Genomic DNA, 18336 nt, shown 5'->3' with positions numbered 1-18336 from the left:
CGGCATGGTCGCATTCGCGAAGGGTCATGGCACGGGCAACGACTTCGTGCTGATCGTCGACCCGGCAGGCGAGCTGCGACCCACGCCGGAGCAGGTCGCGGCGCTGTGCGATCGGCGCTTCGGCATCGGCGGCGACGGCCTCATCCTCGCGACGCGCACCGACGCGATGCCCGAGCAGGAGCGCGCGCTCGGCGGCGGCACCGAGTGGTTCATGGACTACCGCAACGCCGACGGCAGCGTCGCCGAGATGTGCGGCAACGGCATCCGCGTCTTCGCGCGCCTGCTCGAGGAGGAGGGGCTCGCGGACGTCGCGGACCTCGCGGTCGGCACCCGCGCGGGCATCCGCCGCGTGCGCGCCGTCGACGGCGGGTTCGCCGCCGACCTCGGGCTCGTGCGCCTCGAGGACGGCGAGCCGATCGTGCGCGCTCGCGGGCTCGCCGTGCCCAGACCCGGTCAGCGCGTCGACGTCGGCAACCCCCACGTCGTCGTCGCGCTCGCCGACGACGACGAGCTCGCGAGCCTCGACCTGCACGAGGCGCCGACGCTCGACCCTGTCGCGCCCGATGGCGCGAACGTCGAGCTCGTCGTGCCGCAGGGGATCTCCGGCGACGAGGGGCGCATCCGCATGCGCGTGCACGAGCGCGGCTCGGGCGAGACGCTCTCGTGCGGCACGGGTGCCGTCGCCGCCGCGTTCGCGACCCGGCACTGGGCGGGCGGCGCGCCCGACCGCTGGCGCGTGGAGGTGCCAGGCGGCGTCGTGCACGTCGACGTCGACGTCCGCCCCGACGGCGAGCACGCGTGGCTCACCGGTCCCGCGCAGATCGTCTTCCGCGGCCAGACCGACATCCTCTAGGCGCCAGGCTCCGCCGCCTCGACGCGCGTCACGCGCAGGATGCGGAACGTCTTCTTCGACGTGGCGCGCTCGGCCGCCAGTCCATCCTGCTCGTCGAGCCACCGCAGCAGCGAGTCGGAGCCGAGGTGCTTCTGCACGACGAGCCACGCCTCCCCGCCCACGGCCAGCCGGGGGAGCCACTCCAGCAGCAGCGCGTGCAGGGCCTGCTTGCCGATGCGGATCGGCGGGTTCGACCAGATCCCCTGGAAGCGAACATCCGGCACATCGCCGGGCAGGGCGGGCGTGACGTTTGCTACGCTGACACGCTCGGCATTGCGCCGGACGAGGTCCACCGCCCTCGGATTCACATCCACCGCCCACACCCGCGCATCCGGTGCGCGGAGCGCGAGCGAGAGGGCGATCGGGCCCCAGCCTGCGCCGAGGTCGAGCAGGTCGCCGGACTGCGGCGGCTCCGGGGTCTCGTCGAGCAGCACGCTCGTGCCGACGTCGAGGCCGTCGCCCGAGAACACCCCGGGCGCCGTGAGCAGCGAGTGCTCGCGGCCGGCGAGGGGCACGCGCACCTCGCGCGTGGGCGCATCGCCCTCGGCGGCGGAGAAGTAGTGGTCGGTCACGCACCGACCGTAGTGGAGGAGACAGCATGGCGGACGGCACCTCGCGCGCGGATCGCATCCTCGAGTGGGCGGACACCACCGACGAGCGCGTGCTCGACGCGGCTGCGCAGGCGCTGCAGCCGGGTGCGGCCGACGGCGACTTCGACGGCGAGCAGCTCGATCGCGCCGATCGTGCGGCCCTGCGCCGCGTCAGCGGTCTGCGCACCGAGCTCGAGGACGTCACGGAGGTCGAGTACCGCGAGCTGCGGCTCGAGAACGTCGTGCTCGTGGGCGTGCACGCCGGCGGCGTCGTCGACGCCGAGCATTCGCTGCGCGAGCTCGCAGCCCTCGCCGAGACCGCTGGCGCGACCGTGCTCGACGGCGTGCTGCAGCGCCGCCCGCACCCCGACGCGGCGACCTACGTCGGCAAGGGCAAGGCCGCCGAGCTCGCCGCGCTCGTCAAGGAGACCGGCGCCGACACGGTCATCGCCGACACCGAGCTCGCACCCAGCCAGCGGCGTGCGCTCGAGGACGTCGTCAAGGTGAAGGTCATCGACCGCACGGCCGTGATCCTCGACATCTTCAGCCAGCATGCGAAGTCCAGGGAGGGCAAGGCGCAGGTCGAGCTCGCACAGCTCGAGTACCTCCTGCCGCGCCTGCGCGGCTGGGGCGAGTCGATGTCGCGGCAGGCGGGTGGACAGGTCGGCGGTCAGGGCGCCGGCATGGGCTCGCGCGGCCCCGGCGAGACGAAGATCGAGCTCGACCGTCGCCGCATCCACACGCGCATGGCGCGGCTGCGCAAGCAGATCAAGGAGTTCGCGCCCGCCCGCAAGGCGAAGCGCGCCAACCGCGACCGCAACGCGGTGCCGTCGGTCGCGATCGCCGGGTACACGAACGCAGGCAAGTCGAGCCTGCTCAACCGACTGACGAACGCAGGCGTGCTCGTCGAGAACTCGCTGTTCGCGACGCTCGACGCGACCGTGCGCCGCACCGAGACGCCGGACGGCCGACTGTTCACGCTCGCCGACACCGTGGGGTTCGTGCGCAACCTCCCGCATCAGCTCGTCGAGGCGTTCCGATCGACGCTCGAGGAGGTCGGCGAGTCCGACGTCATCGTGCACGTCGTCGACGCGAGCCACCCCGACCCCGCGGCACAGCTCGCGACCGTGCGCGAGGTCATCGGCGAGACCGGTGCGCGCGACATCCCCGAGATCGTCGCGTTCAACAAGGCCGACCTCGTCTCCGACGACGAGCTGCTCGTGCTGCGTGGGCTCGTGCCCACCGCCGTCTTCGTCTCCGCGAGGACCGGCAGGGGCATCGCCGAGCTGCGCGAGCGCATCGCCGAGCTGCTCCCACGGCCCACGGTGCCCATGTCGCTGCTCGTGCCCTTCGACCGCGGCGACGTCGTCTCGCGCATCCACGAGCACTTCACGCTCGAGCGCGAGACGTACGACGCCGACGGCACCCGGCTCGACGTGCTCGTCACCGAGGACGCCGTCGACGGACTCGAGGAGTTCCGCACCGTGTGACGCTCCGCGACGCCGGCGCTCCGGGGTCTAGACGGAGCGGAGCACGGCCACGACGCGGCCGAGCACGACCGCGGCGTCGCCGAGGATCGGCTCGAAGGCCGAGTTGCGCGGCAGCAGCCACGTGTGGCCGTCGCGCTGCCGGAAGACCTTGACCGTCGCCTCGTCGTCGAGCATCGCCGCGACGATGTCGCCGTTCTCGGCGGTCGCCTGCTGCGTGACGACGACCCAGTCGCCGTCGCAGATCGCCGCGTCGATCATCGACTCGCCCACGACCTTGAGCATGAAGAGGTCGTCGCCCTTGCCGACGAGCGAGCGGGGGAGGGGGAAGACCTCCTCGACCTGCTGCTCGGCCGTGATGGGCACGCCTGCGGCGATGCGTCCGACGAGCGGCACGAACGCCGTCGCGTCGGCGCCGACGGCATCGGCGGGGTCGACGGACTCGACGAGCACCTCGATGGCGCGGGGCCGAGCGGGATCGCGTCGGATGGCACCCGCGAGCTCGAGCTGGCCGAGCTGGTGCGTGACGCTCGAGAGCGAGGAGAGCCCGACGGCGTCGCCGATCTCGCGATAGCTGGGCGGGTAGCCGCGCTGGCGCACGGACTGCTGGATGCAGGCGAGGATCGCCTGCTGCTTCTCGGTGAGCTGCCGCTGGGTCATCGCCGTCGTCCTCCTCGAGCGACCGTGTCGGTGGTCGCCGATTGACTGTGCCTCGTTCGAAAGCGTATCCGACGGAACCCCCGAGGCGTACGCGTGTTCGAGCGTGTCGTCCAGCAATCGAGGGCTATTCCGGCTCTTGACGAACGGATGATCCGAAGGTACGTTCGAATGACGGAACGCGGGTGCAGCGCTCCCGGCCGAGCGCCGCACCCGCGATCCGACTCCCGGAAGGAGCGAGACATGACCACGATCGCCACCCAGGCCCCTCGCCTGCAGGCACCCCAGCTCCGCGTAACGGTGCGCGGACGTCGTGCGCTCGCCGTGCTCGTCGCGGCCCCCGTGCTGGCGCTCGGAGGGCTCGGCGTGCTGCAGGCCGCCACCGCATCCGCAGGGCAGCAGGCATCGGAGGTCTCGTACGAGACCGTCGTCGTGCAGCCCGGGCAGACGCTGTGGTCGATCGCCTCCGCGGTCGCACCCGACGTCGACCCCCGCGAGGTCATCGCCGACATCCAGCAGCTCAACGAGGTCGGCGGCGCGATCCAGCCCGGTCAGCAGCTGACGATCCCCGCCGAGTACACGCGCTGACGCAGCGCCTCGCGCGCACCGAGCATCGGCTCGGCCGCGACGCCCCACCCCGTGCAGGGGTGGGGCGTTCGTCGTCTCCTGCACGCGCTCGCGCCTAGGCTTGCCTGGTGGCCTCGCTCGACGACCTCCCGCTCCGTGCCGACCTCGTCGGTCGCGTGCCCTACGGCGCGCCGCAGCTCGACGTGCCCGTGCGGCTCAACGTCAACGAGAACGCGTTCCCCATCGACGACGTCGTCGTCGACGACGTGGTCGCTGCGGTGCGCGAGGCGGTCGCGGGCGTGCATCGCTACCCCGACCGCGAGTTCACCGAGCTGCGTGCGGCGTTCGCGGCGTATCTCGGCCACGGGCTCACCGCCGAGCGGATCTGGGCTGCGAACGGCTCGAACGAGGTGCTGCAGCACGTGCTGCAGGCGTTCGGCGGTCCGGGTCGCACGCTGCTGTCGTTCTCGCCCACCTACTCGATGTACCCGCTGCTCGCTCAGGGCGTGGGGGCGCAGTACGTCGTCGAGCCGCGCGCCGACGACTTCACGCTCGCTCCCGAGACGGTCGTCGCCGCCATCGAGCGCCACGACCCCGACGTCGTCTTCCTCTGCGCGCCCAACAACCCCACGGGCACCGCGATCTCGATCGAGACGATCGAGGCCGCAGCATCCGCAGCCCGTGGCATGGTGCTCGTCGACGAGGCGTACGGGGAGTTCGCGCACGACAGGACGCAGACGGCGCTCACGCTCCTGCCCCGCTTCGAGCGACTCATCGTCTCGCGCACGATGAGCAAGGCGTTCGCGTACGCGGGCGTGCGCGTCGGCTACCTCGCCGCCGACCCGGCCGTCATCGACGCCCTGCGTCTCGTGCGACTGCCGTACCACCTCTCGGCGCTGACGCAGGCCGCTGCCCTCGCAGCGTTGCGGCACGCACCCACGATGCTCGCGCGAGTCGACGAGCTGCGCGCGCAGCGCGACCGCATCGTCGTCGAGCTCGCGCGCCTCGGCCTCGCCCCGCACCCGTCCGACGCGAACTTCGTGCTGTTCGGCGGCCTGGCCGATCCCCAGGCCGCGTTCGAGGGCCTGCTCGCCGACGGCGTGCTCGTGCGCGACGTCGGCATCCCCCACACGCTGCGGGTCACGGCCGGCACCCCGGCCGAGACCGACGCCTTCCTCGCATCCGTCGCGCGCTTCGCGCCCTCCGCACGACCGTAGGATCTATGACCATGCGCACCGCACGCATCGCCCGCACGACGAGCGAGTCCTCCATCGAGCTCGAGCTCGACCTCGACGGCACCGGCACGAGCGAGATCTCGACGACCGTCCCGTTCTACGACCACCTGCTCACGGCCCTGTCGAAGCACTCGCTCATCGACCTGCGCGTGCGCGCGACGGGCGACACCGACATCGACGCGCACCACACGGTCGAGGACACGGCGATCTGCCTCGGCCTCGCGCTCGGCGAGGCGCTGGGCGACAAGGCAGGCATCCGCCGCTACGGCGACGCGACGGTGCCGCTCGACGAGGCGCTCGCTCGCGCGGTCGTCGACCTGTCCGGCCGCCCCTTCCTCGTGCACTCCGGCGAGCCGGCCGGGTTCGAGCTGCACCGCATCGGCGGCCACTTCACCGGCTCCCTCGTGCGCCACGTCTTCGAGGCCATCGCATTCAACGCGCGCATGACCGTGCACGTGGAGGCGCTCGCCGGCCGCGACCCGCACCACGTCGCCGAGGCCGAGTTCAAGGCGCTCGCACGTGCGCTGCGCGTCGCGGTCGAGCCCGACCCCCGCGTCTCGGGCATCCCCTCCACCAAGGGGGCGCTCTGACCCCCACCGTCGCGCTGCTCGACTACGGGATGGGCAACGTCCACTCCGCCGCGAAGGCCCTCGAGGCTGCCGGGGCGAGGGTGACGCTCACCGCCGACCGCGCGACGATCATGGAGGCCGACGGACTCGTCGTGCCCGGCGTCGGCTCGATCGCGTCGTGCATGGCGGGCATCGAGGCCGTGCGCGGTGGCGAGCTCATCGGCCGCAGGCTCGCGGGCGGGCGGCCCGTGCTGGGCATCTGCGTCGGCATGCAGGTGCTGTTCGAGCACGGCTCGGAGGGGCGCGAGGAGACGACGGCGCTCGGCGAGTGGCCGGGGACCGTGCGCAGGCTCGACGCCGACGTGCTGCCGCACATGGGCTGGAACACCGTCGAGCCCGGCGAGGGGTCGCGGCTGTTCGCCGGGCTCGAGCGGGAGCGGTTCTACTTCGTGCACTCGTATGCCGCGACCGAGTGGCTCATCGACCCGCACCCGCGCATCCGGCGTCCCATCACGACGTGGGCCGAGCACGGCGAGCGCTTCCTCGCCGCGGTCGAGAACGGCCCGCTGTGCGCCACCCAGTTCCACCCCGAGAAGTCGGGGGAGGCGGGCGTGCGCCTGCTGGCCAACTGGGTCGGCACGCTCAGCCCTCAGTAGCATCCCCTCCGGCACCGACGAAAGCGATCCATGACCGACTTCTCCCAGGCACCCCGCCTGACCCTCCTGCCCGCCGTCGACGTCGCGAACGGCAAGGCCGTGCGGCTCACGCAGGGCAAGGCGGGCACCGAGCAGTCGTTCGGCAGCCCCGTCGACGCCGCGCTCGACTGGGTGCACCAGGGCGCCGAGTGGATCCACCTCGTCGACCTCGACGCCGCCTTCGGTCGCGGCGAGAATCGCGGCGCGATCCGCAAGGTCATCAAGGCCGTCCGGGGCGATGCGCTCATCGAGCTCTCCGGCGGCATCCGCGACGACCGCTCGCTCGAGGCGGCGCTCGAGACCGGCGCGAAGCGCATCAACCTCGGCACGGCGGCCCTCGAGAACCCCGAGTGGACGGCGCACGTCATCGCCGAGTACGGCGACCAGATCGCCGTCGGTCTCGACGTGCGCGGCACGACGCTCGCCGCGCGCGGCTGGACGCAGGACTCCGGCGACCTGTGGGAGGTGCTCGACCGCCTCGAGGACGCCGGATGCAGCCGCTACGTCGTCACCGACGTGACGAAGGACGGCATGCTCAACGGTCCGAACGTCGAGCTGCTGCAGCAGATCGCAGAGCGCACCGACCGGCCGATCGTCGCCTCCGGTGGCGTGTCGAGCCTCGACGACATCGCTGCGCTGCGCGAGCTCGTGCCGGTGGGCGTCGAGGGTGCGATCGTCGGCAAGGCACTGTACGCGGGCGCCTTCACGCTCAAGGCGGCGCTCGACGTCGCGGGGAAGTGACGGGCACGGGCGACTCCGCCGGACGCCCGTGGGGCGGTCGCACGTTCCAGCATCACGACACGGCGTACGCGGGTGACGACGGCAGCGCGCCGCCCGCGTTCCTCGTGGCTGCGGCAGCGTTGCGCGACGGCTCCGGCGACGTCGCAGGCGTCGTGGAGGCGCTGCGCGGAGCCCGGCTGCTCGTGCCGCTCGTCGCCGAGGCGGGCGGGACCGAGACGATCGGCGGCCGCACGGCCGAGACGAGCCAGGAGCTCTCGATCGTCGCGGTCGCAGGGCCCGACGGCGCGCCCATCCTGCCGATGACGTCGAGCGCCGAGGCCATGCGCGCATGGCGGCCGGATGCGCGGCCCGTGCCCGCGTCGATCGAGCGCTGCGCGGCTGCGGCGCTCGAGGACGCCGGGCGCGTCGTGGTCGATCCAGGATCGCCGTCGGAGGTCGTGCTGCGGCGCAGCGCGCTCGTGGCGCTGCTGACGGGGGAGCCGTGGATGCCGCCGCACCGGCATCCGATCGTGCAGGCCGAGCTCGTGGGGCCGTTGCTCGCGATCGACGGCGTCGAGGCGGTCGCGCTCGCCGACGCCGATCCGACGGCGCGGCTGCTGGGGCGCGAGCTCGAGGTGCGCGCCATCGCATCGCCGGGCGTCGACCGCGCGAGCGTGCAGTCGGACTTCGAGCGCACGGTCGCCGCGATCGGCACGCGTCGCTCGACGTGGCAGGACGCCGTGACCGACGTCGCGATCGAGGTCGTCTGGCTCGCGCAGCCGACGCGCATCGCCTCTGGCGCGAACGTCGCGGTCTACCGCGCGCGCTGACCGGTGCGGGAGCCGACGACCACGCGTCGGCGCCGCTCAGGTGACGGGGCCCGTGAACCGCTCGCCAGGGCCCTTGCCGGGCGCGTCGGGGATGGCGGAGGCCTCGCGGAACGCGAGCTGCACCGAGCGCAGGCCGTCGCGCAGGGGAGCGGCGTGGATCCCGCCGATCTCGGCCGCCGCCGCCGTCACGAGGCCCGCGAGGGCGTTGATGAGCTTGCGCGCCTCGTCGAGGTCGACCTCGGTCGTCGCGTCCGGCCCGTCGCCGAGCCCCAGCTTCACCGCCGCCGCGCTCAGCAGGTGGATCGCCACCGTGTTGATGAGCTCGACTGCGGGCACCTCTGCGATGTCCCGCGTCAGGTCGTCGTCCTGCACCGGTGGTCTCCCTGTCTGATGCTCGCCCGGGATGCCGGGCTTCTGGTACGCTACTGGTTGGTCTGGGCTCGCCCAGGCTCATGGAAGTGGAGTCTCTCCCACCCGCAGCCGTATTCGAGGCTATCGGGTCCAGGCGCCCCGCCGGTGACGGCAGCGGGTGCCGAGCCAGGTCGTCTCGCGATCTGAAGGCTCCTCCTCCGTGCCATCGATCTCGAAGCACCAGGAGCATCACATCAGCGATCCCCGCATCAACGAGCGCATCCGCGTCCCCGAGGTTCGTCTCGTCGGCCCCGCCGGCGAGCAGGTCGGCATCGTCGGAGTCGACGCTGCGTTGCGTCTCGCCCGCGAGGCCGATCTCGACCTCGTCGAGGTCGCACCCGAGGCACGCCCGCCCGTCGCGAAGATCATGGACTTCGGCAAGTTCAAGTACGAGCAGGCGCAGAAGGCCAAGGAGGCTCGTCGCAACCAGGCGAACACGGTCCTCAAGGAGGTCCGGTTCCGTCTGAAGATCGACGAGCACGACTACGAGACCAAGCGCAAGCGCGCGGAGGGCTTCCTGCAGGACGGCGACAAGGTCAAGGCCATGATCCTGTTCCGCGGCCGCGAGCAGTCGCGTCCCGAGATGGGCGTCCGCCTGCTGCAGCGCTTCGCCGAGGACATCGGCGAGTGGGGCGTCGTCGAGAACCGTCCGACGCAGGACGGCCGCAACATGACGATGATCGTCGGCCCGCTGCGCTCGAAGAGCGACGCGAAGGCCGAGCAGAACGCCGCTCGTGCCCAGATCCGCGAGGCGGAGCAGGAGAAGCGTCGCGCCGCTGCCGAGGAGCAGGCTGCGCACCAGGCCGAGATCGAGGCGCAGCGTCCCGCTCGCGCCGTCGAGCCCGTCCGCGAGACGCGTGCGGCCCGGATGGCGAACCAGCAGGCTGCGACGCGTCCGTCGCGCGGTGGCCGCGATCGCGATCGCGACGACCGTCCGCCCCGCCGTGACCGCGAGGAGCGCGAGCCGCGTTCGTCCGAGCCCCGCTCGTCCGAGTCGCGCGAGTCGCGTCCGCCGCGTCCGAGCTCGACCTCGAGCTCCGGCTCGGGTGCGACGGCGCCGAAGGTCCCCGCAGCGCGTCCCGGCGTCGCGGCATCGGCGGCGGCGCGCATGCTCGCCGCGAAGCCCGCCGCCGCGCCGGCTGCGAAGCCCGACGACTCTGCTGCGAAGCCCGCAGCGGACGAGAAGCCAGCCGCACCCGCTGCCAAGCCAGCAGCGTCCGCGGCGAAGCCGGCAGCGTCCGCTGCCGCCAAGCCCGCGGCCAAGCCGGCGACTCCCGCCGCCAAGCCCGCATCGAAGTAGGAGCATCCATGCCCAAGCAGAAGACGCACTCCGGTGCGAAGAAGCGCTTCAAGGTCACCGGCAGCGGCAAGATCCGCAAGCAGCAGGCCGGCATGCGCCACAACCTCGAGGTGAAGTCGTCGGTCCAGACGCGTCGCCTCAACAAGGACAAGGTGCTGGCGCCCGCGGACGCCAAGGTCATCAAGAAGCTGCTCGGCCGCTGAGCCGAAGAACGTAGGAGAACAGCAATGGCACGTGTCAAGCGGGCAGTCAACGCCCACAAGAAGCGTCGGGTCATCCTCGAGCGCGCAGAGGGCTACCGCGGTCAGCGGTCGCGTCTCTATCGCAAGGCGAAGGAGCAGGTCACCCACTCCCTCACCTACGCGTACCGCGACCGTCGCGCCAAGAAGGGCGAGTTCCGTCGCCTCTGGATCCAGCGCATCAACGCCGCATCGCGTCAGAACGGCCTCACGTACAACCGCCTCATCCAGGGTCTGAACCTGGCCGGCGTCGAGGTCGACCGTCGCATCCTGGCCGAGCTCGCCGTGCACGAGCCCGCCACGTTCGCGTCGCTCGTCGCGACGGCGAAGGCCGCACTGCCGGCCGACACCTCGGCAGCGAAGACCGCCGAGTAGTCACCCGGTGATCGAGAGCCCACGGCACCAGCTGGTGCGTGCGGCGTCGAGACTCCAGCAGCGAGCAGCCCGGTCGGAGACCGGGCTGTTCCTGTTGGAGGGCCCGAACGCCCTGCGCGAGGCGATCGCGGCGGATGCCGTCGCGGAGGCGTTCGCGACCCAGGCGTTCGTCGACCGCCACCCGGATCTCGCCGCCGCGCTCGGCGACACGCTCGAGATCGCGGGCGACCGCGTGCTCGCGGCGCTGAGCGACACCGTGCAGCCCCAGGGCGTCGTCGCGGTGTGCAGGCAGCAGCCGCGCGGACTCGAGCGCGTGCTCGAGGGCGCGACCCTCGCCGTGCTGCTGCACGAGGTGCAGGATCCCGGCAACCTCGGCACGATCCTGCGCGTCGCGGACGCGGCCGGTGCCGACGGCGTCGTGGTGACGCGGTCGAGCGTCGACCCCTACAACCCGAAGGTCGTCCGTGCGACGACGGGGTCGATCCTGCACGTGCCGCACTCGGTCGGCGTCACGACCGAGGATGCCGTGCTCGCCGCACGCATGGCGGGCCTCCAGGTGCTCGCCGCCGACGTCTCCGGCGACGACCTCACCGCCCCCGCGATCCGCGAGCGGCTCGCGCGCCCGACGGCGTGGCTGTTCGGCAACGAGGCACGCGGGCTCGACCCGCAGACGCTCGCGCTCGCCGACGCCGTCGTGCGCGTGCCGATCTACGGCGGCGCCGAGTCGCTGAACCTCGCCACCGCAGCATCGGTGTGCCTGTACCAGTCGGCATTCGCCCACGCCGACGGGTGACCCGGGAGGTCGTCGCCATAACCATTCGGTGACGATCTCTCGGCGGAAACATCGACGACACATGGGGTGCGCTTGACTGGGGTCATGCAGCCGATGGTCGAGATCGAGCACGTCAACAAGCACTATGGCGAGCTCCATGTCCTGAAGGACATCACCACCACGATCGACAAGGGTCAGGTCGTCGTCGTGCTCGGTCCGTCGGGATCGGGCAAGTCGACGCTCTGCCGCGCGATCAACCGCCTCGAGACCATCGATGACGGCTCGATCAAGATCGACGGCACCCTGCTGCCGAACGAGGGCAAGCAGCTCGCGCGTCTGCGCGCCGACGTCGGCATGGTGTTCCAGTCGTTCAACCTCTTCGCGCACAAGTCGATCCTCGAGAACGTCACCCTCGGCCCGATGCAGGTGCGCAAGATGCGGCGCAAGGAGGCGGAGGAGCGCGGCATGGCCCTGCTCGATCGCGTCGGCATCGCCAACCAGGCCAACAAGATGCCCGCGCAGCTCTCCGGCGGCCAGCAGCAGCGCGTGGCGATCGCGCGCTCGCTCGCGATGCAGCCGAAGGTCATGCTCTTCGACGAGCCCACGAGCGCCCTCGACCCCGAGATGGTCAACGAGGTGCTCGACGTCATGGTGGGTCTCGCCAAGGAGGGCATGACGATGATCGTCGTGACCCACGAGATGGGCTTCGCCAAGAAGGCAGCCGATCGCGTGGTGTTCATGGCGGAGGGCGCGATCGTGGAAGACACGACGCCCGACGAGTTCTTCGCCGCGCCCAAGAGCGCGCGCGCCCAGGACTTCCTCTCGAAGATCCTCACGCACTGAGGCTCGAGGAAGCACACCCCCTACCAGGAGGCACCACACATGCGCATGAACAAGCTGGGTCTCGGCATCGCCGGGATCGCGCTGCTCGCCCTCACGGCGTGCGGCGGCCCCGCAGGCACGACGTCCGACGGCGACGAGGAGTCGGGCGCTGGCGCCGAGACGTCGGCCGACAACCCGTACGGCCTCGAGGTCGCGGAGAACCCCGAGTTCCCCGAGGGCTCGACGATGGCTGCGCTCGCCGAGGCGGGCTCGATCACGATCGGCACGAAGTACGACCAGCCGCTCTTCGGCCTCGTGGGCCCCGACGGCTCGCCCGTGGGCTTCGACGTCGCGATCGGCGCGCTCGTCGCGGCGGAGCTCGGCATCGCCTTCGACGACATCGAGTTCGAGGAGACGGTCTCCGCCAACCGCGAGACCTTCATCTCCAACGGCACGGTCGACATCGTCGTCGCGACGTACACGATCAACGACGCCCGCAAGGAGGTCATCTCCTTCGCAGGCCCGTACTACGAGGCCGGCCAGGCGCTGATGGTCGCCGAGGGCAACCCCGAGGGCATCGAGGGTCCCGAGGACGTCGAGGGCCAGCCGGTGTGCTCGGTCGAGGGATCGACCCCGGCCGCGAACATCGTCGACGAGTACGGCGCCGAGCTCGTCGCGACCGACACCTACTCCAACTGCCTCGACCCGCTGCGCAACGGCCAGGTCGTCGCGGTCACGACCGACAACGTGATCCTCTCGGGCTTCGTCGACCAGAACGCGGGCGAGTTCGAGCTCGTCGGCGACGGCGCGACGTTCACCGAGGAGCCCTACGGCATCGGCCTGGCGCTCGAGGACACCGAGTTCCGCGACTGGATCAACGACGTGCTCGAGGCCTCGTACGAGGACGGCACGTGGGACTCCCTGTGGGAGCAGACCGCAGGTGCGGTCCTGCCGACGCCGGAGCCCCCGGCCGTCGACCGCTACTGATCCGCTGATCCGCATTCGTGGGGCCCGGGACATCCGGGCCCCACGAACCATCCTTGGACGAGGGACATGCAAGCACTCTTCGAGAACGGCGACCTCTGGTTGCAGGGCATGGGCAGCACGCTCATGCTCGTCGCGATCACGACGCTCGTCGGCCTCCCGCTCGGCGCGGTCCTCGCGGGCATGCGCGTCTCTCCCGTCGCGGCGTTCCGCGTCGCGAGCACCATCTACATCGAGCTGGCCAGGAACACGCCGCTGACGCTCGTGTTCTTCTTCACCGCGTTCGTGCTGCCGCGCGTCGGGCTCACGCTCGACTTCCTCGTCGGCGCGATCGCGGCGCTGACCTTCTACACGAGCGCGTTCTTCGCCGAGGCCGTGCGCTCGGGCATCAACTCCGTCGCCGTCGGCCAGGCCGAGGCTGCGCGGTCGGTCGGCCTCGGGTTCGGGCAGACCATGACGCTCGTCATCCTGCCGCAGGCGATCCGCTCGGTCGTGCCGCCGCTCATCAACGTGATCATCGCGCTGACGAAGAACACCTCGGTCGCGATGGGCTTCTTCATCTTCACCCTCACGTCGGTCGCGCAGCGGCTCTCCAACACGGACGGCGACCAGGCGCTGTCGATCTTCGTCGGCATCGCGTTCTCCTACCTGATCATCACGGTGCCGCTCGGCCAGCTCGCCGACTACCTCGAGAAGAAGTGGAGGGTGCAGCGATGAGCGCCAACGTCCTCTACGACGTGCCCGGCCCGAAGGCCAAGCGCGTCTCCCGCCTGCTGTCGGTCATCTTCGCCGTCGTCTTCGCAGGACTGCTCGGCTTCGGCGTCTACCAGCTCTGGCTCGGCGGCGCGTTCTACCAGGACCGCTGGGACATCTACCTGCAGCCCGAGACCTGGACGGGCCGTCGCGCGCTGCTCGCGGGGCTCGGCACGACGCTGAGCGCCTTCGCGCTCGGCAGCCTCCTCGCGCTCGCGGTCGGCTTCGCCTTCGCGCTGGCCCGCGCCGCGAAGACGCCGTTCGTGCGCATCCCCGCGACGATCGTGCTCGAGTTCTTCCGCGGCATGCCCGTGCTGCTCATGATCCTGTTCGTCTTCATCGTCGCGAACACGGGAGCCTTCTGGGCCGTCGTCATCGCGCTGGGCATCTACAACGGCGCGATCATCGGCGAGGCGATCCGATCGGGCATCGCGTCGCTGCCGAGGGGGCAGCGCGAGAGCGGCCTCGCGATCGGCCTGCGCCCGTTCCAGGCCACGGTGCTCATCGAGCTGCCGCAGGCGGTGCGCAACATGCTGCCGATCATCATCGCCCAGCTCGTCGTGCTGCTGAAGGACACGGCGCTCGGCTACATCGTCGCGAGCTCCGACCTCATCACGATCGGTCGCGACCTGGCGGAGTTCTTCGGTGCCGGTCGCTACGCGCTGTCGATGTTCTTCGTGCTCCTCGCGATCTACCTCGCGCTCAACCTCTCCCTCTCCTGGGTCGCCCGCTTCGCGTCCAAGCAGGTCTCGAAGCCCCGCAAGGGCGGCAAGAACCTCGACGGCACGAAGACCGAGCCGCTGCAGCTGTCGACGCAGGCGCTGCGCACGCAGCACGAGGGCGACGACCTGCCGCCGGAGGCGCCGCGCCCCTGATCGGGTCGAGCGCTCGCCGCGGATACGATGGACCACTGTGTCCATCCCCGATCTGACGACGAGGCTCGAGGCCGCCGTGACGGCCGCGCTCGATGCCATCGCGTCGGCGACCACCGTCGCCGAGCTGCAGTCCGCCAAGTCCGCGCACAACGGGCAGGGGAGCGAGCTCGCCTCGCTCAACGGCTCGCTGCGCGACCTCGCCCCCGAGCTGCGCAAGGAGGCGGGCGCCGCGATCGGCCAGGCTCGCGGCCGCGTCGCGCACGCGATCGAGGCGCGCCAGGGCGAGCTCGCCGTCGCCGAGGAGCAGGCGCGGCTGCAGGCCGAGGCCGTCGACGTCACGGCGCTGCCGACGCAGCAGCGACCCGGCTCGCGGCATCCGCTCACGCTGCTCATGGACGAGATGGCCGACATCTTCACCGGCATGGGCTGGGAGGTGGCGGAGGGGCCGGAGCTCGAGCACGAGTGGTACAACTTCGACGCCCTCAACGTCGACCCCGACCACCCCGCACGCGGGGAGTCCGACACGTTCTACGTCGAGCCGGCCTCCAAGCACCTCGTCATGCGCACGCAGACGAGCCCCGTGCAGGTGCGCTCGCTGCTCACGCGCGAGCTGCCCGTCTACGTCGTCGCACCCGGCCGCACGTACCGCACCGACGAGATCGACGCGACGCACCTGCCGGTGTTCACGCAGATCGAGGGCCTCGCCGTCGACGAGGGCATCACGATGGCGCACCTGCGCGGCACCCTGGAGCACCTCGCCCGTGCGATGTTCGGCGAGGACGCGAGGATCCGCCTGCGCCCCAACCACTTCCCCTTCACCGAGCCGAGCGCCGAGATGGACGTGTGGCATCCCGGCATGCGCGGAGGCCCGCGCTGGGTCGAGTGGGGCGGCTGCGGCATGGTGCACCCCAACGTGCTGCGCTCCGCCGGCGTCGACCCCGACCGCTACTCGGGCTTCGCGTTCGGCATGGGCATCGAACGCACCCTCCAGTTCCGCTACCAGCTCGACGACATGCGCGACATGATCGAGGGCGACGTCCGCTTCTCCGAGCAGTTCGGGATGGTCATCTGATGCGCGCCCCCATGTCCTGGCTCCGCGAGCACGTGGAGGTGCCTGCCGGCACGACCGGCGACGACGTCCACGCGGCGCTCGTCCGCGTCGGGCTCGAGGAGGAGGCGCTGCACGGCGGCGACGTCACGGGCCCGCTCGTCGTCGGCCGCGTGCTGTCGTTCGAGGAGGAGCAGCACAAGAACGGCAAGACGATCCGCTGGGTGCAGGTCGACGTCGGCGAGACCGAGCCCCGCGGCATCGTATGCGGTGCAGGCAACTTCCTCGTCGACGACCTCGTCGTCGTGTCGCTGCCGGGTGCCGTGCTGCCGGGCGGCTTCGCGATCTCGGCGCGCAAGACGTACGGACACGTGTCCGACGGCATGATCGCCTCCGAGCGCGAGCTGGGCCTCGGCGACGACCACGACGGCATCCTGCGCCTGAACGCCAAGGGCTACGACGCGACCCCCGGCGACGACGCGCTCGCCCTCCTCGGCCTCGACGACGTCGCGGTCGAGGTCAACGTGACGCCCGATCGCGGCTACGTGCTGTCGATCCGCGGCATGGCGCGCGAGCTCGCGCTCTCGACCGGCTGGGCCTTCCACGACCCCGCCGCGATCGAGCCCGCCGAGGGCACGGGCTTCCCCGTGACGATCGCCGACGACGCGCCCATCCGCGGCGTCGCCGGCTGCGGAGCCTTCGTCGCCCGCGCCGTGCGCGGCATCGACGCGACCCGGCCGACGCCGCGCTGGATGCAGCAGCGGCTGACCCTCGCGGGCATGCGGCCCATCTCGATCGCCGTCGACATCACGAACTACGTCATGCTCGAGCTCGGCCAGCCGATCCACGGCTACGACCTCGACCTGCTGCAGGGCGGCATCGTCGTGCGCCGTGCGACGCCGGGCGAGACGATCGTCACGCTCGACGACGTCACGCGCACGCTCGACGTCGAGGACCTGCTCATCTGCGACGACATGGGTCCCGTCGGGCTCGCGGGCGTCATGGGCGGCGACCGCACCGAGATGTCGGCGACGACGACCGACGTGCTCGTCGAGGCCGCCTGGTTCCACGGCGTCTCCATCGCGCGCACCGCGCGCAGGCACCGGCTGTGGAGCGAGGCGTCGAAGCGGTTCGAGCGCGGCGTCGACCCCGCGCTGCAGGCGGTCGCCGCGCAGCGCGTCGTCGACCTGCTCGTCGAGCTCGCGGGCGGCACGGCCGACGAGCTCGGCGCATCCGTCGGCACGGCGCCTGCGCAGCCGACCATCGCGTTCGCGCCGCAGGACGCGGCGCGCGTGACCGGCGCCGACTATCAGGACGACGAGACGCGTCGCGCGCTCGTCGCGATCGGCGCGACCGTCGTCGACGGTGCGGGCGGCACGTGGCTCGTGACGCCGCCGACGTGGCGTCCCGACATCACCGAGCGCGTCGACCTCGTCGAGGAGGCCGCCCGCGTCGTCGGGTACGACCGCATCCCGTCCGTGCTGCCGTCGCCGCCGTCCGGCCGCGGTCTCACGCGCCCGCAGCGGCTGCGTCGCGCCGTGTCGAACGCGCTCGCCTCGAGCGGCCTCACCGAGGTGCTCGTCGCACCCTTCCAGTCGGAGGCGGATGCGCGACGCGTCGGCCACGAGCCCGTGCGACTCACGAACCCGCTCGACGAGCGTCGTCCGTTCCTGCGCACGTCGCTCGTGCCGGGCCTCGTCGAGACGGCGCAGCGCAACGTGGGACGTGGTCTCACCGACCTCGGCATCTTCGAGGTGGGGGCGGTGTTCCGCATCGAGGGCGACCACGGCACGGATGCCGTGCCGGCTGGCGCGGTGCGCCCCGATGCCGCGACGCTCGCGACCCTCGACGCGCTGCCGACGCAGCCGCGCCACGTCGGCGCGCTGCTGCTGGGTGCGCGCGTGCAGAAGCAGCCGGGCCAGGCTCGGCAGCCGTACGGCGTGGCAGACGCCGTCGACGTGGCCCGTCGCGCCGCGCGCGCCCTGGGCGTCGCGGTCGAGGTGCGGCAGGCGCAGCGCGACTGGCTGCACCCGGGACGCACCGCGGAGGTGCTCGTGGGCGAGCAGGTCGTCGGCGTCGCCGCCGAGCTGCTGCCCTCGCTCGCCGTCGCTGCCGACCTGCCGCGGCAGGTCGCGGTCGTCGAGCTCGACCTCGACATGCTCGTCGCGCTCGCGCGAGTGGGGCTCGACACGGCCGCGATCGGTGCGACGCCCGCGGCGACGCAGGACCTCTCGGTCGTCGTCGACGCCTCCGTGCCCGCTGGCGAGGTGCTGCGTGCCGTGCGCGAGGGCGCAGGCGCGCTGCTCGAGCACGTCGCGCTCGTCGACGACTTCCGAGGTGGCGATCTCGACGGCGCGAAGTCGCTGACGTTCGCGCTGCGGTTCCGCGACCCGGAGCGCACGCTCACGGCCGCGGAGGCGACGGAGGCGAAGCTCGCGGGCCTCGCGGTCGCGACCGAGCGCACCGGGGCGGTGCTGCGCGACTGACGGGGCGTCGTCGCGCCGTGGCGACGATC

20 protein-coding genes and 1 pseudogene are annotated in these 18336 nt (G+C 71.8%); 18 read left to right on the top strand and 3 right to left on the bottom strand.

The window, feature by feature from the left end:
- The first annotated feature begins 4 nt into the window (after positions 1-4).
- Positions 5-853, top strand: a complete 849-nt coding sequence (gene dapF / locus ACZ6H8_RS07215) for a diaminopimelate epimerase (RefSeq protein ID WP_464145885.1) — start codon at positions 5-7, stop codon at positions 851-853.
- Here the strand turns inward: dapF and ACZ6H8_RS07210 are convergent.
- Positions 850-1464, bottom strand: a complete 615-nt coding sequence (locus ACZ6H8_RS07210) for a class I SAM-dependent methyltransferase (protein ID WP_464145883.1) — start codon at positions 1462-1464, stop codon at positions 850-852. The two genes, dapF and ACZ6H8_RS07210, sit on opposite strands and share 4 nt — an antisense overlap.
- 26 nt (positions 1465-1490) lie before the next feature.
- Here ACZ6H8_RS07210 and hflX point away from each other — a divergent pair, with 26 nt between their 5' ends.
- A complete protein-coding gene (gene hflX, locus ACZ6H8_RS07205) occupies positions 1491-2972 on the top strand; it encodes a GTPase HflX (RefSeq protein WP_464145881.1) in 1482 nt (493 codons plus the stop codon).
- Between the two features lie 27 nt (positions 2973-2999).
- Here the strand turns inward: hflX and lexA are convergent.
- Positions 3000-3697: pseudogene (lexA, locus tag ACZ6H8_RS07200) on the bottom strand (transcriptional repressor LexA).
- A 172-nt stretch (positions 3698-3869) separates the two neighbouring features.
- Here lexA and ACZ6H8_RS07195 point away from each other — a divergent pair.
- The 6 genes from ACZ6H8_RS07195 (at position 3870) to ACZ6H8_RS07170 (ending at position 8242) form a co-directional block, all read left to right on the top strand.
- Positions 3870-4214 carry a LysM peptidoglycan-binding domain-containing protein gene (locus tag ACZ6H8_RS07195; protein ID WP_464145880.1) on the top strand — a complete coding sequence of 115 codons (345 nt, stop codon included), beginning with the start codon at positions 3870-3872 and terminating at the stop codon, positions 4212-4214.
- Between the two features lie 107 nt (positions 4215-4321).
- The gene (locus ACZ6H8_RS07190; RefSeq protein WP_464145878.1) at positions 4322-5410 is read left to right on the top strand and encodes a histidinol-phosphate transaminase; all 1089 of its coding nucleotides are present in this window, start codon (positions 4322-4324) and stop codon (positions 5408-5410) included.
- 5 nt (positions 5411-5415) lie between these two features.
- A complete protein-coding gene (gene hisB / locus ACZ6H8_RS07185) occupies positions 5416-6018 on the top strand; it encodes an imidazoleglycerol-phosphate dehydratase HisB (RefSeq protein WP_464145876.1) in 603 nt (200 codons plus the stop codon).
- Entirely contained in the window at positions 6015-6653 is a 639-nt protein-coding gene (gene hisH, locus ACZ6H8_RS07180) for an imidazole glycerol phosphate synthase subunit HisH (protein ID WP_464145940.1), read from the top strand. The genes hisB and hisH overlap by 4 nt, the downstream gene beginning before the upstream one ends.
- Before the next feature lie 30 nt (positions 6654-6683).
- On the top strand, positions 6684-7433 hold the full coding sequence (gene priA, locus ACZ6H8_RS07175) for a bifunctional 1-(5-phosphoribosyl)-5-((5-phosphoribosylamino)methylideneamino)imidazole-4-carboxamide isomerase/phosphoribosylanthranilate isomerase PriA (RefSeq protein WP_464145874.1): 750 nt from the start codon (positions 6684-6686) through the stop codon (positions 7431-7433).
- Positions 7430-8242, top strand: coding sequence for an SseB family protein (locus ACZ6H8_RS07170; RefSeq protein ID WP_464145872.1), 813 nt, complete (start codon positions 7430-7432; stop codon positions 8240-8242). The genes priA and ACZ6H8_RS07170 overlap by 4 nt, the downstream gene beginning before the upstream one ends.
- A 36-nt stretch (positions 8243-8278) precedes the next feature.
- Here the strand turns inward: ACZ6H8_RS07170 and ACZ6H8_RS07165 are convergent, their stop codons facing one another.
- The gene (locus ACZ6H8_RS07165; protein ID WP_464145938.1) at positions 8279-8647 is read right to left on the bottom strand and encodes a DUF1844 domain-containing protein; all 369 of its coding nucleotides are present in this window, start codon (positions 8645-8647) and stop codon (positions 8279-8281) included.
- 166 nt (positions 8648-8813) lie between these two features.
- Here ACZ6H8_RS07165 and infC point away from each other — a divergent pair, with 166 nt between their 5' ends.
- The 10 genes from infC to pheT all read left to right on the top strand — a co-directional run bounded on the left by infC (position 8814) and on the right by pheT (position 18307).
- Positions 8814-9953: a translation initiation factor IF-3 gene (gene infC / locus ACZ6H8_RS07160; RefSeq protein ID WP_464145871.1), complete on the top strand. Its 1140-nt coding sequence runs from the start codon at positions 8814-8816 to the stop codon at positions 9951-9953.
- Between the two features lie 8 nt (positions 9954-9961).
- Entirely contained in the window at positions 9962-10156 is a 195-nt protein-coding gene (gene rpmI, locus ACZ6H8_RS07155) for a 50S ribosomal protein L35 (protein WP_092502023.1), read from the top strand.
- A 24-nt stretch (positions 10157-10180) separates the two neighbouring features.
- Positions 10181-10567 carry a 50S ribosomal protein L20 gene (gene rplT / locus ACZ6H8_RS07150; RefSeq protein WP_464145869.1) on the top strand — a complete coding sequence of 129 codons (387 nt, stop codon included), beginning with the start codon at positions 10181-10183 and terminating at the stop codon, positions 10565-10567.
- A 7-nt stretch (positions 10568-10574) separates the two neighbouring features.
- A complete protein-coding gene (locus ACZ6H8_RS07145) occupies positions 10575-11360 on the top strand; it encodes a TrmH family RNA methyltransferase (protein WP_464145867.1) in 786 nt (261 codons plus the stop codon).
- Between the two features lie 93 nt (positions 11361-11453).
- The gene (locus tag ACZ6H8_RS07140) at positions 11454-12182 is read left to right on the top strand and encodes an amino acid ABC transporter ATP-binding protein (RefSeq protein WP_464145936.1); all 729 of its coding nucleotides are present in this window, start codon (positions 11454-11456) and stop codon (positions 12180-12182) included.
- Positions 12183-12221: 39 nt separating this feature from the next.
- Positions 12222-13148 (top strand): glutamate ABC transporter substrate-binding protein, encoded by a 927-nt coding sequence (locus ACZ6H8_RS07135; protein WP_464145865.1) that lies wholly within the window; start codon positions 12222-12224, stop codon positions 13146-13148.
- A 66-nt stretch (positions 13149-13214) separates the two neighbouring features.
- A complete protein-coding gene (locus ACZ6H8_RS07130; RefSeq protein ID WP_464145863.1) occupies positions 13215-13862 on the top strand; it encodes an amino acid ABC transporter permease in 648 nt (215 codons plus the stop codon).
- Positions 13859-14773, top strand: coding sequence for an amino acid ABC transporter permease (locus ACZ6H8_RS07125; protein ID WP_464145861.1), 915 nt, complete (start codon positions 13859-13861; stop codon positions 14771-14773). Before ACZ6H8_RS07130 ends, ACZ6H8_RS07125 begins: the two co-directional genes overlap by 4 nt.
- A gap of 43 nt (positions 14774-14816) precedes the next feature.
- Positions 14817-15845: a phenylalanine--tRNA ligase subunit alpha gene (pheS, locus tag ACZ6H8_RS07120; RefSeq protein ID WP_464145934.1), complete on the top strand. Its 1029-nt coding sequence runs from the start codon at positions 14817-14819 to the stop codon at positions 15843-15845.
- Positions 15845-18307, top strand: coding sequence for a phenylalanine--tRNA ligase subunit beta (gene pheT, locus ACZ6H8_RS07115; RefSeq protein WP_464145859.1), 2463 nt, complete (start codon positions 15845-15847; stop codon positions 18305-18307). Before pheS ends, pheT begins: the two co-directional genes overlap by 1 nt.
- Positions 18308-18336: the final 29 nt, after the last annotated feature.

The organism is Agrococcus sp. AC640b, from assembly GCF_979255995.1.
The sequence above is the reverse complement of the archived record's forward strand: the minus strand, read 5'-3'. Positions and strand labels throughout refer to the sequence as shown.

Excerpts from the sequence above, each read along its gene's own strand:
- dapF (WP_464145885.1), top strand. The coding sequence starts at position 5 with ATGGTCGCATTCGCGAAGGGTCATGGCACGGGCAACGACTTCGTGCTG.
- hflX (WP_464145881.1), top strand. The coding sequence starts at position 1,491 with ATGGCGGACGGCACCTCGCGCGCGGATCGCATCCTCGAGTGGGCGGAC.
- ACZ6H8_RS07195 (WP_464145880.1), top strand. The coding sequence starts at position 3,870 with ATGACCACGATCGCCACCCAGGCCCCTCGCCTGCAGGCACCCCAGCTC.
- hisB (WP_464145876.1), top strand. The coding sequence starts at position 5,416 with ATGACCATGCGCACCGCACGCATCGCCCGCACGACGAGCGAGTCCTCC.
- priA (WP_464145874.1), top strand. The coding sequence starts at position 6,684 with ATGACCGACTTCTCCCAGGCACCCCGCCTGACCCTCCTGCCCGCCGTC.
- rpmI (WP_092502023.1), top strand. The coding sequence starts at position 9,962 with ATGCCCAAGCAGAAGACGCACTCCGGTGCGAAGAAGCGCTTCAAGGTC.
- rplT (WP_464145869.1), top strand. The coding sequence starts at position 10,181 with ATGGCACGTGTCAAGCGGGCAGTCAACGCCCACAAGAAGCGTCGGGTC.
- ACZ6H8_RS07140 (WP_464145936.1), top strand. The coding sequence starts at position 11,454 with ATGGTCGAGATCGAGCACGTCAACAAGCACTATGGCGAGCTCCATGTC.
- ACZ6H8_RS07135 (WP_464145865.1), top strand. The coding sequence starts at position 12,222 with ATGCGCATGAACAAGCTGGGTCTCGGCATCGCCGGGATCGCGCTGCTC.
- ACZ6H8_RS07130 (WP_464145863.1), top strand. The coding sequence starts at position 13,215 with ATGCAAGCACTCTTCGAGAACGGCGACCTCTGGTTGCAGGGCATGGGC.
- ACZ6H8_RS07125 (WP_464145861.1), top strand. The coding sequence starts at position 13,859 with ATGAGCGCCAACGTCCTCTACGACGTGCCCGGCCCGAAGGCCAAGCGC.
- pheT (WP_464145859.1), top strand. The coding sequence starts at position 15,845 with ATGCGCGCCCCCATGTCCTGGCTCCGCGAGCACGTGGAGGTGCCTGCC.